General features: G+C 46.9%; 16 protein-coding genes. 3 read left to right on the top strand and 13 right to left on the bottom strand.

The genetic code is table 11. The features are described from left to right. Window positions 1–42: 42 nt before the first annotated feature. From gshA to rluD, 5 genes are all read right to left on the bottom strand, one after another. Window positions 43–1617: a glutamate--cysteine ligase gene (gene gshA, locus WCN91_RS11135; RefSeq protein ID WP_342679066.1), complete on the bottom strand. Its 1575-nt coding sequence runs from the start codon at window positions 1615–1617 to the stop codon at window positions 43–45. Between the two features lie 60 nt (window positions 1618–1677). Beyond that, entirely contained in the window at window positions 1678–2619 is a 942-nt protein-coding gene (locus WCN91_RS11130) for an alcohol dehydrogenase catalytic domain-containing protein (protein WP_342679064.1), read from the bottom strand. 113 nt (window positions 2620–2732) lie between these two features. Continuing rightward, complete coding sequence (gene clpB, locus WCN91_RS11125) at window positions 2733–5309, bottom strand: ATP-dependent chaperone ClpB (protein ID WP_342679062.1); 2577 nt, start codon at window positions 5307–5309, stop codon at window positions 2733–2735. A gap of 87 nt (window positions 5310–5396) precedes the next feature. Next, window positions 5397–6149 carry a peptidoglycan editing factor PgeF gene (gene pgeF / locus WCN91_RS11120; RefSeq protein ID WP_342679060.1) on the bottom strand — a complete coding sequence of 251 codons (753 nt, stop codon included), beginning with the start codon at window positions 6147–6149 and terminating at the stop codon, window positions 5397–5399. Further along, window positions 6130–7107 (bottom strand): 23S rRNA pseudouridine(1911/1915/1917) synthase RluD, encoded by a 978-nt coding sequence (rluD, locus tag WCN91_RS11115; protein WP_342679058.1) that lies wholly within the window; start codon window positions 7105–7107, stop codon window positions 6130–6132. The genes pgeF and rluD overlap by 20 nt, the downstream gene beginning before the upstream one ends. Before the next feature lie 123 nt (window positions 7108–7230). On the opposite strand from rluD, the gene WCN91_RS11110 reads away from it, so the two are divergent. Further along, window positions 7231–7989 carry an outer membrane protein assembly factor BamD gene (locus WCN91_RS11110; protein ID WP_342679056.1) on the top strand — a complete coding sequence of 253 codons (759 nt, stop codon included), beginning with the start codon at window positions 7231–7233 and terminating at the stop codon, window positions 7987–7989. A 97-nt stretch (window positions 7990–8086) separates the two neighbouring features. Here WCN91_RS11110 and glnB read toward each other — a convergent pair whose 3' ends face one another. Continuing rightward, window positions 8087–8425: a nitrogen regulatory protein P-II gene (gene glnB, locus WCN91_RS11105; protein ID WP_105190133.1), complete on the bottom strand. Its 339-nt coding sequence runs from the start codon at window positions 8423–8425 to the stop codon at window positions 8087–8089. A gap of 127 nt (window positions 8426–8552) precedes the next feature. Here glnB and WCN91_RS11100 point away from each other — a divergent pair, with 127 nt between their 5' ends. Beyond that, the gene (locus tag WCN91_RS11100; RefSeq protein WP_342679051.1) at window positions 8553–9092 is read left to right on the top strand and encodes a GspH/FimT family pseudopilin; all 540 of its coding nucleotides are present in this window, start codon (window positions 8553–8555) and stop codon (window positions 9090–9092) included. 47 nt (window positions 9093–9139) lie between these two features. Next, entirely contained in the window at window positions 9140–9679 is a 540-nt protein-coding gene (locus WCN91_RS11095) for a GspH/FimT family pseudopilin (protein WP_342679049.1), read from the top strand. 93 nt (window positions 9680–9772) lie between these two features. On the opposite strand, the gene WCN91_RS11090 is transcribed toward WCN91_RS11095, so the two are convergent. The 7 genes from WCN91_RS11090 to WCN91_RS11060 all read right to left on the bottom strand — a co-directional run. Further along, window positions 9773–10075 carry a hypothetical protein gene (locus tag WCN91_RS11090; protein WP_342679047.1) on the bottom strand — a complete coding sequence of 101 codons (303 nt, stop codon included), beginning with the start codon at window positions 10073–10075 and terminating at the stop codon, window positions 9773–9775. A gap of 3 nt (window positions 10076–10078) precedes the next feature. Then, window positions 10079–10483, bottom strand: a complete 405-nt coding sequence (locus tag WCN91_RS11085) for a type IV pilin protein (protein ID WP_342679045.1) — start codon at window positions 10481–10483, stop codon at window positions 10079–10081. Then, window positions 10483–14199 (bottom strand): pilus assembly protein, encoded by a 3717-nt coding sequence (locus WCN91_RS11080; protein WP_342679043.1) that lies wholly within the window; start codon window positions 14197–14199, stop codon window positions 10483–10485. Before WCN91_RS11080 ends, WCN91_RS11085 begins: the two co-directional genes overlap by 1 nt. A 31-nt stretch (window positions 14200–14230) precedes the next feature. Continuing rightward, window positions 14231–14737, bottom strand: a complete 507-nt coding sequence (locus tag WCN91_RS11075; protein ID WP_342679041.1) for a pilus assembly PilX family protein — start codon at window positions 14735–14737, stop codon at window positions 14231–14233. After that, window positions 14719–15774 (bottom strand): PilW family protein, encoded by a 1056-nt coding sequence (locus WCN91_RS11070; protein WP_342679039.1) that lies wholly within the window; start codon window positions 15772–15774, stop codon window positions 14719–14721. Before WCN91_RS11070 ends, WCN91_RS11075 begins: the two co-directional genes overlap by 19 nt. A 9-nt stretch (window positions 15775–15783) precedes the next feature. Further along, window positions 15784–16320 (bottom strand): type IV pilus modification protein PilV, encoded by a 537-nt coding sequence (pilV, locus tag WCN91_RS11065; RefSeq protein WP_342679037.1) that lies wholly within the window; start codon window positions 16318–16320, stop codon window positions 15784–15786. 167 nt (window positions 16321–16487) lie between these two features. Further along, window positions 16488–16719, bottom strand: a 232-nt coding sequence (locus tag WCN91_RS11060) for a transposase (RefSeq protein ID WP_342679035.1), incomplete at its 5' end; no start/stop codon positions are given.

Genomic DNA, 16719 nt, shown 5'->3' with positions numbered 1-16719 from the left:
ATTTGCGCGGCTACCTTAGCCGCGCTTTTTTTATTCCTGAAACTATCCCTTAAAATAGTCATCCAAAAAGGCTTCAAAACTCAAGGTATCCGCCGCTTCAATCTCTTTTTGCGCCACCACCGACTGCTCAGCCTGTTGCTGCAAATAGGCTTTATCAAAGCTGTGATATTGCCACTTCTGATGTTGCTCCAGGTATTCCTTAGCCAGCTCCAAGGCAAATACACCATTGTCCGTATTCGCGGCCAATAGCTTCGCCATATAACGTCCTGAGGTGGTTTTTTCAGGAGCATCTACCCAGGTTGCAAGCTCATTAACCGTTTCACTGTAATGACTCACACCATGGGCCATATCCATATAGTCAGCGACCAGTGCGAGCTCAGCAAAAATATCGCCGGCCCACTGAGTTAACGAGACCTCTTGAGCATTGCGAACGAGCATAAGCTCAGGGTTACGGCCCTGATTGACTACCTGATCGAGGTTTTCCTGAGTTTGCGTTTGCTCTTCCCAGCTCATCTGTGGCGAGGCCTTAAGCAGGCAGTAGGTTAGAAATACATCGAGGAAATAAATTTGCTGTAAGTCGATACCGGTATCGGCAAAGGGATTCACATCCAAAGCACGGATCTCGATATATTCAATGCCACCACGTAACAGGGCTTCTGTTGGTTTTTCACCGGAGCGGGCATTACGCTTAGGGCGAATAGGCGAGTAAAACTCGTTTTCTATTTGCAAAATATTCTTGTTGAGCTGCTGCGGCACGGCTGCGTGATAATCTGCCAAGTTCTGATATAAATTTGAAGGCAGGCTGATCGCCTTTTTCAGACCGTCAACGTATTCTTCAAGGGAGTTATACATGACCTTTAAACTGGACTGGGCGCTATTGGTATAACCGAGATCGCCTAAACGCAGCGCCGTGCCATGTTCAAGATATAAAGACCCCTTACCGAGCGATTTAAAGGGCAAGTCAGTTTTGCGCCCTTCCAAGAAAGAGCTGCACAGGGCCGGCGAAGCGCCGAACAAATAACTGATCAGCCATAATTCGCGCTTAAAATTACGAATAAGCCCAAGGTAACCGTCGGAAATAAAAGCCTGTAAATCACCACTATCGCCGCTTTGGCTTTGCAGGCTGCGCCACAAGCTCTGCGGGAATGAAATATTAAAGTGCACACCAGCGATGGCCTGCATCATACTGCCATAACGATTTTTTAGGCCTTCACGATACAGGGTTTTCATTCGCCCTATGTTGGAGCTACCAAACTGGGCCAAAGGGATTTCCTCTTGGCTTTGAATGTAACAGGGCATGCTCACGGGCCACAGCAACTCACCGTCGAGTTCTTCAAGGGTGAACTTTTGTAAGTCCCTTAGCTGTGCCAGTGTTTCTTTTGGGTCATCACTCACCGGGGTAATAAATTCTAATAAGGCTTCGGAGAAGTCGGTAGTGATCATTGAATTGGTCAGGGCGCAGCCGATGGCAACGGGATGCGGACGCGTCGACAAACCGCCCTGCTTATTCGTGCGCAATGCCTCACGCTCAATACCACGTTGTATGCCTACTATCGCCGCCAATTCCGATGGCGCCGATAAAGCGCTCAGTCGCTGCTGTAATTGTGTACAAGTCAAAAAGTTCTACCTCTGGAGCGTCAGCTCAATTGTGTTGTTATGGGGGGCATAGCTCATTACTCAAGACCAGGGCAGTAAAATTACTTTCTCTTTGCTGCTATTTTGCTCGATTTGCTGATGCGCCACCCCCGCTGTACTTAAAGGCATACACCTGTGTGCTAACTTTAGCTTATCTTGGCAATACCAAGAATAAAGGCGCTGTAATTGCGAGGTGTTTTTTACCACCAGCACCCCCTTAGCTTGGACCCTTTGCTCCTGAGCCGCTGCGATAATTTGCGCCTGCGATAAGGTCGGCACAGTCACCATCACACTTTGTGCGGACAAACCCTGTAAACAGTGCATGCCCACTTCCATGCCCACCACATCAAGCAAATAACGCTTGGCCGATGATTTAACAAAGTCATCATAACTGATTTGCTCAAAGCGATCCGCTAACTCTTGGGGTAATGCACTGCGGGTGATTGCCACCACCCGATAGCCCATATTGGCGGCTATTTGCAGCGCCAGCGAACCGACACTGCCATTGGCACCGTTTACATACAAAGGCAGACTTTTCGGGCATTCGAGTTTATTAATGGCTTGAAATGCGGTCAGTCCGGCAAGACAAAGACCAGCTAACACAGGCTCTGCGCTCTCTTTATCGACTTTGATCAACTCGTTACCACGGGCCTTGGCATATTGTGCATAGGTGCCTGGATGCGCGGCAAATCCAACCATGCCCATAACCAGATCGCCACCTTGCAGGCCTGCAACCTGCTCGCCACACTCGACCACCTCACCGTAGAGATCATAACCCAGAGCCAGGGGCAGATTATGCTTGTTCTGCTCGGCGGCAAAACCTATACCGGCACGGGTTTTCACATCAATGGGATTAATGGCCGCACTAAGTACCTTAACCAAGACCTCATCGCCTGCAACTGTGGGATAGGCCAGCGAAATGGGTTTAAGTACACCGGGCTCACCAAAGGCCTGAATAGCCATGGCTTGATAGTCGCGTGTCATAAGCAACTCTGTTTGTTCGAATTAATAGCTCTATATTGACATTACCGCCGCGCAGAGACAATAAAAAAGGCGGCCAAAAACAGGCCGCCTTGTTATGTATTAGAAGATTAAATTTATTTACCGGTAAAGATAAAGCCATTCTCATCGGCATCGATGCAAATGTTACTGCCCGTTGTTAACTCACCACTGAGCAGCTTCTGCGCCAACGGGTTTTCAATGGCCTGCTGAATGGCACGCTTCAACGGGCGAGCGCCATACACAGGATCAAAACCACTTTGCGCCAGTTTAGCCAGGGCTTCATCGGTAACCTCAAGGCTAAAGCCCTTCTCAGTAAGGCGTTCATACAGTTTCGCCAACTGAATATCGGCAATCTGCTTGATATGTTCGCTTGCCAGCGGGTGGAAGACCACGGTTTCATCAATACGGTTTATAAACTCGGGGCGGAACTGCTGCGCTAGCACCATCATGACCTTCTCTTTCATGGTGGCGTAGTCGTTTTTACCCGCTTCCTCTTGGATCACATCCGAACCCAGGTTTGAGGTCATAATGATCACCGTATTTTTAAAGTCCACGGTACGTCCCTGACCATCGGTTAAACGGCCGTCATCGAGCACCTGAAGCAAAATATTGAACACATCCGGGTGCGCTTTTTCCACCTCATCAAGCAAGATCACCGAGTAGGGACGACGACGTACTGCTTCCGTGAGGTAACCCCCTTCTTCATAACCAACATAACCAGGAGGCGCACCCACTAAACGAGCAACGGAGTGTTTTTCCATAAACTCGGACATATCGATACGTACCATGGCATCTTCGGTGTCAAACATCAGCTGGGCCAAGGCCTTAGTTAGCTCGGTTTTACCCACACCCGTTGGCCCCAGGAATAAAAAGGAACCTATGGGGCGATTAGGGTCGGCCAATCCGGCACGAGAGCGACGAATGGCATTGGCCACCGCGGTCACCGCCTCATCCTGACCTATCACTCGCTGGTGCAGCTCCTGTTCCATTTGCAACAGCTTCTCGCGCTCGCCTTGGAGCATTTTCGCCACTGGAATACCTGTCCAGCGCGACAGAATTTCGGCAATTTCATCCTCGCCCACCTTATTGCGCAACAGGCTCATATCCTGCATTTCGGCTTGCGATGCAAGGTCCAGCTTGCGCTCAAGCTCAGGAATACGGCCATATTGCAGCTCAGACATGCGCTGTAAATCGCTGGCACGACGCGCCACATCTAAATCCAAACGAGCCTGCTCCAGCTCCGCCTTGATCACTTGGGTGCCCTGCAAGGAAGCCTTTTCTGCGCTCCAAACTTCGTCAAGCTCGGCATATTCGTCTTCGAGCTCTTTAATAAGCCCCTGCATTTCTTCGCGGCGCTTTTGAGAGGCCTCGTCTTTTTCCTTCGCCAATGCATTATCTTCCAGCTTCAGCTGAATAATACGGCGCTCAAGGCGGTCTAACGCCTCCGGCTTAGAGTCTATTTGTAAACGAATGGACGAGCCGGCCTCATCGATAAGATCAATGGCCTTGTCCGGTAACTGACGGTCGCTAATATAACGGTGCGACAAATGCGCCGCCGCAACAATAGCCGGGTCGGTGATCTCCACCGAATGGTGCAGCTCATAACGCTCTTTTAAGCCACGTAAAATGGCAATCGTGTCTTCAACGCTGGGCTCATCCACTAACACTTTTTGGAAGCGACGCTCAAGGGCGGCATCCTTTTCAATATATTGGCGATACTCATCCAAGGTCGTCGCCCCAACACAGTGCAGCTCACCGCGAGCCAAGGCCGGCTTTAGCATATTTCCCGCATCCATGGCGCCATCGGCTTTACCGGCACCGACCATGGTATGTATCTCATCGATAAAGAGGATCACCTGCCCTTCTTCCTTGGCCAGCTCATTAAGCACCGACTTTAAGCGCTCTTCAAACTCACCTCGGTATTTAGCACCGGCCACCAGGGCGCCCATGTCCAGCGACAAGACTCGCTTGTTTTTAAGGCCCTCGGGCACCTCACCATTAATAATACGCTGGGCCAAGCCCTCAACAATCGCGGTTTTTCCCACACCCGGCTCGCCTATAAGCACAGGGTTATTCTTGGTACGACGTTGCAATACCTGCACGGTGCGACGAATTTCTTCATCACGGCCAATCACAGGGTCAAGCTTGCCTTGCTCGGCGCGCTCGGTGAGATCTATGGTGAATTTTTCCAAGGCCTGACGGGTTTCTTCGGCATTTGGGTCATCTACTTTTTGTCCGCCGCGCAGTGCTTCTATGGCGGTTTCTACCTTGCTACTGTTAATGTTCAGCGCCTTGAAAATATCGCCCAGCGGGCCCTTGTCATCGCAGGCGGCAAGAACAAAAATTTCGCTGGAGATGTATTTGTCTTTTCGCTTTTGCGCGTATTTGTCGCACAGGTTAAGCAAGGTCACCATGTTGTTCGACAACTGCACATCGCCACCGACGCCTTCAACCTTAACAAGTTTTTCAATCGCCTGTGAGAGCTTGGTATTGAGTTCATCGGCACTGACGCCGGCTTGGGCAAATAAGGCACGCACGCTTGAGCCGCTTTGCTGCAGCAGCGCATACATAAGATGGACGGGTTCAATAAATTGATGATCGCGCCCCAGTGCCAAAGATTGAGCATCGGAAAGCGCTTGTTGGAATTTACTCGTAAATTTGTCTAAACGCATGTATCTGTTTCCACTAAATAGTTTGATTAGCTAATTAATGGGTGCGGGTTAGACAATGTTCAAGATGAACGAGCAAAAAACGGACGATTATTTGCGCCAGATCACACTTGCCATGCGTCCGGTTTGACCATCGCGACGATAAGAGAAGTATTTCTCGGTCAATGAATAAGTGCATTGCTGCGCATCGGCAATAGCGGTCACACCAAGGCCTTGCAGTTTTTGTGTTGCCAATAGAGGTAAGTCGGCAAGGAACTTATCGCCATGGGGTTTAAAGGCAAGCTTATGGGCATTATCAAGGGCAAGGAACTGTGCCTTTACCTCGGCGCCGACCTCAAATGCCAAGGGGCCAATTGCCGGTCCTAGCCAGGCGCATACCTGTGCCGCCGGAGCATTAAATAATGGGATGGCCTTTTCGATGATCCCCCCTTGCAAAGAGCGCCAACCACAGTGCAAGGCAGCAATTTCTTCACCATCATCACTGGCAAGTAAAACCGGCAGGCAATCTGCTGTCATAATAGCAAGGGGTGTTTGGGCGCAGCGGGTGAATAAGCCGTCCGCTTCGATATGGCTGGTATCGCTTTGATCGATAAGGGTATGGATATGGGTGCCGTGCACCTGCTGCACATAGTGTGCCGGTGCAGGCAGGCAAGCATTCAGCAAAGCACGGTTTTGGGCAACCAAGGCGTTATCATCACCGACATGATAGCCGAGATTAAAACCCTGATATGCCCCTTGACTGACCCCGCCCTGGCGAGTGGTTTGCAATGCACCCACTTGCGTGGGCGCGGGTGCAAGCCAATTCGGTTCGAACAGACTGGAATTAATAGTCTTCGTGACCATTTAGCTGGGTATCCAGACGCAAGGCTTCGGTCAGGGCAACCATATCCTCGGGCACAGGTACCTGCCAACGCATTTGCTCACCTGTGATCGGGTGTGCAAGTTGCAGCTTAATCGCATGCAGAGCCTGGCGTTTAAAGCCACGCAACACACCGATAAACTCTTCACTGGCATTTTTCGGCGGACGCGGTCGACCACCATAGAAGGGATCACCTACCAAGGGGTGGCTAATATGTGCCATATGCACACGGATTTGGTGCGTACGTCCAGACTCCAAACGCAAACGCAGACGCGTATGAGCACGGAATTTCTCAGCAACTCGGTAATGAGTGACCGCCGGCTTACCAGCCTCGGTTACCGCCATATGGGTACGTTTAGTCGCGTGACGGCCTATTGGCGCATCCACCATGCCACCCGCCGTCATGGTGCCATAACAAATGGCCTCATACTCACGGGTAAAGTTATCGCGCTTTTGCAGCGCCGCCACCAGGTGCGTTTGTGCCGGTACAGTTTTGGCTACCACCATAAGACCCGTGGTATCTTTATCCAGTCGATGTACTATGCCGGCACGCGGCACATTTTCGATTTCCGGGCAGTGATGCAACAAGGCATTAAGCACTGTGCCATCTGGGTTACCTGCACCTGGGTGCACAACCAAGCCCGCTGGCTTGTTAATAACTAAAATATCATCGTCTTCATAAACGATATTCAAGTCGATGTCCTGAGCCTCATATTCGCGCGGTGCTTCCAGTTGGGCTTCGATGTTAACCTGTTCTCCCCCCAACAATTTTTCGCGCGGGGTGTTTACCACAAGGCCGTTAACATGCACCATGTCATCGAGAATCCAAGTTTTAATGCGCGAGCGAGAATAATCCGGGAACAATTGCGCCAGAATCTGGTCTAGACGTTTACCGCCGAGCTCTACGGGAACATCTGCACTAAGGGAAATTTGTTCTGCCATAAGCAAGTTTTACCTAATTTACCAGTGCAAGGTCTGCTTGACTGGGTTAGAATCGCATAATTCGCATAGTTTACTCGGTTTTACCTACTTGGCCTAGCCAAAGACAACTAAGGTACCTAATTAATGATAAATAAAATAAGTAAACGGGCATTAGCAGTCGTATTTACGGCCTCCTTACTTAGCGCATGTTCATCGGCACCAGAGCAAGAAGAAATAGAACGCGTGCCTAATAAATCGGCGCAAGCGCTTTATGAAGACGCGCGCCAAACGCTAGACTCGGGTCTTTATGCCCGTGCAATAGAATTGCTATCGGCCATTGATGCTCGCTACCCTTTTGGTCCATTTTCTAAACAAGTACAGATGGACTTGGTCTACGCCCACTATCAAACTGGCAATACCGAGCAGGCCTTGGCTACCATCGACCGTTTTATTCGCTTAAACCCCAACCATAAAGACCTGGATTACATGTACTACATGCGTGGCTTGGTAAATATCAAGGCGGATGAAAATGCGTTTCAGGAATATTTTGGCGTTGACCGCGCCGACCGCGATGCCCAGCGCACTCGTGTGGCTTTTGCCGATTTATCGACTCTGATCAATAGCTATCCTGAGAGTAAATATGCTCCCGAAGCCAAACGTCGCCTGGTATGGCTGCTAAATAAAATGGCCCGCAATGAGCTAAAGGTGGCTAATTATTATTATGAGCGTGAAGCCTATTTAGCGGCGGCAAACCGCGGCAAATATGTGGTTGAGCATTTCTCGCAAAGCAGCTATTTAATCCCGGCACTGGAAATGATGGTGAAAAGCTATGAAAAGCTTGGCCTTGACGATATGGCGGCGCACACCAGACAAACACTGGAATTAAACAGAAATAAACGTTAAGCCGTTAAACAGCTTAACTCAGATACTAAAAAATCCGATGCTCAACACATCGGATTTTTTTATAGCTTAAATACCAATTCTATTAATGTAATTGGTATTAGATGGCTTGTTCGTCTTCTTCTTGAGTACGGATACGTACTACACGCTCGACATCGGTCACAAAAATTTTACCGTCACCAATTTTGCCCGTTTGTGCCGTGCTCACTATTACTTCGATGGCACGATCAACATCTTCATCGGCAAGAACAATATCCAGCTTCACTTTAGGCAAAAAATCGACCATGTACTCGGCGCCACGATAAAGCTCAGTGTGCCCTTTTTGACGGCCAAAGCCTTTCACTTCGCATACCGTCATACCTGTGATACCCACCTCAGATAAGGCTTCTCGTACGTCGTCCAATTTAAATGGCTTGATGATGGCTTCTACTTTTTTCATATTTTCGTTCTTGCGCTGGTAGATGCGCCGATTTTAGTCAATTGTTGACGGCGACGCAAACACCAAAAGGGTGACTAATGCGTTAATGGTGTTAAAATTAATATAATTACACCGACAGGACGATGCAATGAAAAATCATCACTTTACAAAACAACGCGGTTTTACCCTTATTGAACTGATGGTCACAATCGCCATTGCAGCTATCTTGCTGGGTATTGCTTTATTCAACACCACACAAATGACGAATAAAGAAAAAGCCAATAACTTCGCCATAGAATTTAAGCGTCAGGTTAAGTTTGCCCGCGCCAAAGCCATGACAACAGGCGACCCTGTGATCATGTGTGCCATGGAAAATCCAGGCTCTGATGGTGCTTGTGCAGCGGACTGGATGACAGGCACCATCATTATGTTTTCCGATATCGACAACAACGGCAGTTTTGAAAAAGACAACGATATTTTACTGCGCTCATTGTCTTCTCTTGTTTCTAATAGCAAATTAAAAGCTTCCTCTTCAACAATTAGGTTTGATGAAAAAGGCCAAGTGGGTGCAACTCCAAGCTTTGTTTATTGCCCAAGCAGCGACAATAAATACAATATTAAGCTTCAGGTGATACTTGGGGGCACCATTCGCGACCTAGGTAAAACGACTGATACTTGCGATTCCTAAGAAGGGAACTACTCTTACAGTTAAAGGATTAGATATGGGCTTCAAGGATGAAAGCACAATCTCTGGTTTATACACATCATGCCACCTTAGGTATGACACTGGTCGAATTAATGGTTGCTATCTCAATAGCCGCTATTCTTATCAGCATCGCCCTGTTTAGCTTTGGTGATCTACAACTCACTAATCGCCGCACCAACTATATGCAGACCCTGCATCGCAATGTGATGTCGGCTCGCACCTACGCCATCTACCATAATCAGTTTGTCAGGATCTGCCCTAGCATTGCCCAGCAATGCACTGATTCCTGGCAAAACGACATAATGATTTTCGTTGATGAAAATAAAGACCAACAGCGCAATACTAACGAACAGATCCTGCGTGTTATCTCCCCTCCTCGTTCAGGCGACAACATCAGCTATTCACGAACCGGTGTCAGCTTTAAACCCACAGGTATGTTGCTGGGCTTTAATAACGGCAGCTTTGTCTATTGCTCAGCAGAGCCCAAATTAAACCAACCCGCAATGCGTATTACTGTAAGTCTAGTCGGCCGAATTCGCTTACTTGAAGATAGCGATAAATGTAATTAAGACCAATTCTGTTAAGTGTTGTTGAGGGGCTGAAAATAAAAAATGCCAGCTATGCTGGCATTTTCAACAAGAGAGAGGCTAGCTCAATAAAGACTAACGCAGCTTCAACTCATCCAGTTTACGCGCATTGGCATCGGCAAACTCTTCACTGCGTAAAACGCACTGCTGAATTTCGGCTACCCGTTGCAGCTTTTTGCCTGGGTATTTATGGCCTTCTGCAATAGCTGCATTGGCTGCTTGCGCCTTACTTTTTTGCTTTATCTCCACATCGATAACGGCAAAGGTATTGTCTTCTAACAAGGCATAACACTTATAACCATTCAGCGATTTAGCATAGACACTTGATGACAAGGCAACCAAGGCACCCGCTAGCATTAATTTTGATGAAATTTTCATAGCTTACCTCTTCCAACAAGTATCGACATCGGCGGTTCCGTCTGAGCCTTTCACGCCAACCTCGGATATGGTGAATTTAGTACACTTGGTATCTTTTAACGCCACGCCTCCATCGGGAGTGGCAGTTATTTCGAACGTTTGACCATCTACGGTGGCCGATAAGGCGTATAAACCTGATTCAGTTTTAGTATTTAAGCCCAACTTGCTTATGTCCGTAGTGTACTCACGGTTATCGGCAAAATACTGCTCTTGCTTACTGGCCGCATCAAGTACCGCACTCATGGCTTCGGAGCGGGCACTGCTAATAACAAAGCTCTGATAACTCGGATAGGCAATAGCCGCTAAGATACCGACTATAGCCACCGTAATCATCAATTCAATTAGAGTAAATCCGTTACCTCGTTCCATTAGTTATTGTCCTCTTGACGGAAGATATAGTTTTGTATGGTTCTAAAGCCTGGCTTGGTTGTTTTAGTCGGATCGTTTTCATCTACCCCGATTAACTCTAACAACTTACCATTATCCGGCGTATCAGGTTCAGATTCGTCATCGGTACCACAGTTTAAGCAATAAAACTCATCTTCCACTACAAAGGTCGGCGGTGGCGGGATCTTATCGCCTAAGTCCAGGGAATGACCAAAGTCATACACACTGGAGCCATAGTGTAGGTTAAATGCGTATAAGCGCCCCATACCACCGGCAAGCACACAGTTTTCAAGATCATTCTCTTCTCTTGGGGTAAAGGAAGTAAAATAAGCAACGCCAAATAACACTGTAGGTTTAGCTAGTGATTTTTCGGTTGGGCTTAGTGAGTAATACCAGCCTTGGAAGCTGCTCATTTCTTTCTCAAGCTCTATAAATGCATCACTACTGGACTCAACATCTTCAAATGGTGAAGCTGAAATATTCATTAAATCCAAAGTTGTTAATGTCGTAGGTACATTATCTAAAGCATCTGTAAAAGACTTTGTTGTGGTATTTGTATCGCGCAACATATAGAGGAAGTTGCTCTCGACCGTTTCCAACGGGTGAGAACGGTTACCACTGCCCACCAACACGGCCTCATAAGGTAGCTCCTGTCTGGTTATATACTCTTCACCATCAATTGTGGTGGTTTTTACTTGCGTATAATAAGTACGAGCTACCGAGGGGCCATAAAAGAAGCGACGCTGCTCCGATAGTATTTCTGAATTACTTAACGCGGCAAAATGGAACACAGACCAGGTGCTCTTATCAGTACTAGGCATATCGAATCGCCACACATTACCACCGGTATCGCTGGCGTACATACGGTCAGTATAGCCATCATAATCACTATCTAACATAGCGACTTCACCGACAATGCCATGCTCGCCTTCGAAGGCAATGCCACCGCTTGAATCACCATTGGTGAACTTACCAACTAGACTACCATCACTAGCTTTAACCATATAGATACCACGGCCGACATTATCTGCTCCGAAGCCCGTGTCTTTGTTTGTGTCATAACCAGCACCAAATACCAAGATGGGCTCATCATTGCCAGCAGCATCACGATACCCTTTAAGGTAGGTAATAACGGGGTTTGACCAGGTTTGTCCTAGCTGACCCATTCCTGGAGTACTATTGTCCAAAGACCACATAAGCTCTGGCTCACTCCCTGAAATATCCAAAGCATAATATGAAGAACCACCACGGCGCATGCCGATAAAGACCCATACCTTGTCATCACCATCAACTATGCCATTGTTATTAGCATCGTTAAAATGAACTGTGGCGGTGCCATCCATACCATAGACTTTCTCGCCCGATTCGTTGTTACGCAAGGTCTTTAAATTACTTAGCAGCTCATGAGGAATAAAACTCCACTCTTCGGTTAAGGTATTATTTTTATCCGAGAACAAGTGCACAAAGCCTGCATTAGTTCCCATAATAATTTTTATTTCACCATCAGGGTAAGTCAGTGCCACTGGGCGGGAGTGCAAAGGGTCACCCATAATATCCTGGCGTATATCACCGGTTTGACTATCATTATCTTCATCATCGACATCGAAACCGCGTGCCCAGTTAATCACGTTTGTGATCTCTGTGGTGGAAACCCCCAGTTCAATAGCCGCTTTATCTTCACCACCATAAAAAGTTTTAACTTTTTCAGCGTCTAGTTCGAGCAGCGTATTACTCTCATTGTCAAGATTGGAATATACTTTGCGATTATCAACGCTTAGCTGTGATAGTACATAGTTGGCACCACCGGCACGAACCTCATCCCCATCTGGGGCTGCACTCCAAAATGTGGTTACTATGTCATTACCCGATTTAATATTACCGTCACCATCAAGCGCCGGAACACCATTTTTATCTACCACTTTGCCACCAGACACTTTTAACTTTTTCAAGTTGCCGGCCCAGCGAGCACCTTCCGTAGGTAAAAACATGGCGTAATAAACGGAGTCCGAGGTTTGCGTACGGTCAAAGTTATTACTGGCAACCGATGGGGCCGTAAATGAACTCGATTTCGAGAGAATATCACCGACTGACTTTTGAAGAGCTAGTTGCAATTCCTCACCGCTGTTAGCTGAATAATACTCGCCACCTCCCTCATGAGCGGCTTTTTTTAGAAGAGCCTCAGGGGCCCCTCCACCAAAACCAACCGTGTATAGGGTAGCGGTCTGATTACCTGAGATATTCTGATTAATATCCTGCTTTTTCATATAGTGAGCAAGCGCTGGTAAATAGCTTATTTGTGTCGTGACTACCGGGTCGCCGTCATCTCCCTCTACTACTTCTTCGTATTTAATCAAATCATCTACATCAGGCGCAGTTGAAGGGGTTACTTTGGGAATTTGGCCAGTAACATAATTATTAAAAAGGGTTCTTATTGATATATCAGCCGCGTTATCTATGGTAGGCGCACCATCTGTAATATAAATAATGCTGATATCTTCGGCGCAACCGCCACGGTTAGTATAGGGAGTTTTATAAATGGTACCAGCGCCGTCTATTGTTGTAGACTTATCAAATTCAGGAATATTCGCCGTATAATCAAGTCGGGCACATGCACCGCTCTGTTCGCTGGTGGCATTACAGTCCGTATCGTCATCACCAAACAACACATTATGACCACCAAAATAATTGTAAGCTTCAAACAAGGTCTCACACAAAGGTGTGTTCGTTTGACCTTCAATAGAGGTAATTATATCGACGATATTTTCATCCTGTCCAAATCCTGCAACTATACGCCCCCCATCTCTTGTGTTTTCTTCGGGGAAATTCAAGTTATATAGCATAAGAGCAAACTCGGCATCTGGGGTTGTACCAAGAGTTGTTCTTATTGTTTCTTTAGCCACTTCGATCTTATCAATCTTGTTATCTTGTTTATCCTTGTTAGCTATATACCAACGGATATAGTTAGGAGAATAAAGTGTAACTACATTAGCATTTTCGAACTCAGCCTCCATGTCTGAACGATCGTATTGGGAATGAGGAACCTCGCCACTGTAACCAAAAAATGGGTTATGGCTTTTGCCATAATTACTGTTTGAGGGAAAACCCTTAAGCCCATCGTAATTTGCAGAACTCTTTCCATCAACTTTCAAATACTGTTCTATCTGCGTTTTGGTGTCTACCGGAGATTGAAAGGCATTATCACCATCATCGTTATGAAAATCAGCCAAACAATCAATGGGGTTTTTCATATCAGCGCCATTGTTATTTATCAGGTTTATCCAACCACCATTCTTTTTAGATGAAAACTCAAGCATTTTCCCGGTAAAATAACCGTATTTGGCTAGAGCTTCTTTTGCGGCGTCACAGCCATTAAGCTCCATTTTAAATCGTTTTGCATCGGAGCGATTCTCTATTTCACTCGCAGCGATTTCATCGATGGGAATACCGACAGAATAGAAGAAAAAACCATCATCAAAAGCATTACCCGCCCCAACACCTGGGTACTCCTCATTGGTGTTATAAGGAGGAGGAGCAATAACCCCTTCATTCATACTACCGGAGTTATCAATTATTATCAGCACCTTGGCTTTGGCGCCCGTGGCGCCCATATTACCTACATAAACTTCTATATCTTCAGCATGTATTGCGGCGGGCACAGAAAGTGCGCACAGCAAAGCTAATTTTTTAAAAACTTTCATGTCGTTCACCTATTATTTTGTGCCGCTAGTATTACAGAGACTCTTGCTCTATGCCGGCAACCACACTGACCGTATGGCGATTGTTTTTTCCATAAGCAACTGAGCTAACGACCCTTAAGTCTCGACTGCATTTAATTTGGGCACCAGTGGCATGAGCCGATTTTTTACGCGAGCAGTTGGTGGCGCTAGGCACTCCAGGCGCCTTTAGCAAAGACAAGGATGCTTTAGAGCCAGTTGCGGTTAACACCACTGTTTCATCATTCGGTTTACTACCATCGATTGGGAATGGCGCTAAATTAGGCTTGGTGAAATTAATAGCACCATTTACCTTTATTTCATCATAAATAGCGCGGCTACTATCAGCATAAGCCTGAGTAAGAGCCTCATCATAATCTTGCGCCGCATTAATAACCTTCATATCCACGCTACTGCTACTCATTAGCGTTACTGCAATGCCGCTCACTACCAACACCATAACCAGGGCTGCAATCAGCACCACCCCTTGTTGGTGAGTACGTCCTAAATTGCTATTAACCATTGGTTGCCTCCAGCATTGTTAATCTTAAAGGTTGAAACAAACACCATGCGGCGATAGTTACCTGGTACAGCATCACCCGTTAATACTCGCTGCGTATCTGCGTTATCTCCACCCAATATATAGGTTTTATTTTCCAACTGCATATTAGGATCTTCTTTTGTGGCACGCACTAAGACAGATACTTGCACAGTTTTAATACTTGTAGTGCCAGATTGCTGCCAATGTGCAGGCGTCATGTCGCCCGCTTCTAGATATTCATCCACATCGCCATTGCCATCGTTGTCGAGGCCATAAAGAAAGCGAATATTTTCCACACCTTCAAGTACTGACTCAGTTTGCATTTGATCGCCAACTAAACGCTTACGCATAAGCACAGGCACGGCAATCTCTTTATCGCCCGAGGTATAAGTATCCTCACCGACGTAATACACTAGATGCTCGTAAGGCCATACGCCCTTACCAAGTTCAAATGGAATTGCAGTACCATCACCTTCGATAAAGCGCGCATCAGATAAGGTGGTTTGCACATAATACTGGCCAGTCTGTGTGTTTTGACCAGACATTTCCTCACCCGCAGCTCGTTTAATTTGAATTACATCACTGTTACTCTTAGGCTTGATCTCAGCTGAAAGGTCAACACAACTTAGTGGATTTTTCGTGTCTGTTGCCACAACACCGTAGAGTACGGGAAAGTTTGGTACAGCCCCCGTACCTGGAAAACTGCCTATACTAAAGACCTCGTCAATACAATCCCCTGTTGGAGCAGTCACCCCAGAGGCATCAGCTGTAGTTAAAGAGTTGATATTCAAACGGCCAAAAAAGCCTGTCATGGTCAGATCCTTACCTAAAATATCCAGGGCAATACGTCCGGTTTCTTGCAGCTCACCCATTTCCACCGTATCCGATGTAGTTACCTTCATACTCAGGTAGGTAAACATCACACCACCCAGTAGAAATAAGCCAACAACCATGGCGATCATTAGCTCTAATAGGGTGTAACCAGCGTTACGATTGACCCTGTTGTGCTTTATATCCATTGTCGCTCCCTACACAAATAGAAATGAATTAAGTGCTAACACACGGCGGCTATCGCTATTGGTGCCGCAATCTCCCTTGACGGCTCCGGCGTCAGCGTTGGCGACCAACTTCTGCCGTGAATCCCAGGAAATAACCACGTTTATATTTAAATTATCAGCACCACCTGCGGTCGTAATACAAATCATGGCATCGGATAATGAGCCTGTATTATCGGTTGCACGAATTGACTTGCGCCAATGCTCGATATCAAAGCTGGCAATCTGCCCGGCACTGCAACCGCTATCGATACAAGTCGTATAACCACCGGCTTGATCCGCACTGCTGGCTATATTGCCATTGTAGTTACCGGCCAGCGCCCCTTCGCTATTGGCTTTGATACGTTCGATGACATCGTTGGCAACGCCCAGCGCTGCCGCACGCTGCATAGCATCATAAGTAGCCTGTTTGGCTTTTGCCTGCAGTGCAACGGCACCCAGAAGACCGAAAACCAGAACGATGAAGGCGATCAAGGTCTCGAGTAAAGTAAAACCGCTTTGCTTGAACATAAGTCGTACTCATTTCAAAAATAATCATTTAACACTTTAGTTACTCATACGAAACAAGCAACAAGATGGGGGGTGAGCGGTGCATTCTTTGGTGCGAACGGTTGCCCTAAACCCAGATACCTGGGCTTATTTCTAGGGCCTGTTGATCTTTGCTGTACATATTTCACTCAGCAATACATCGGCAGCCACATCATTGAAAATGCCAGTGACACCATACTGGCATAATTCCTCGCGAGTTTTTCATATCTAGTTGATATTGAACGATAATGTTTTATTCGTGCGAATGCATTTTCAACTAAGTGCCTATATTTATAAAGACACCAATCGACACTGTCCTTGTCTATATCTTGGCCATAATTTCGTTTGGGTATGACAGAAGCGCCTCCTTTGGCTTCAATA

The organism is Pseudoalteromonas qingdaonensis (assembly GCF_038739665.1).
GTDB lineage: Bacteria > Pseudomonadota > Gammaproteobacteria > Enterobacterales > Alteromonadaceae > Pseudoalteromonas > Pseudoalteromonas qingdaonensis.
Note: the sequence above shows the minus strand (reverse complement) of the source record. Positions and strands in the feature narration are given on the sequence as shown.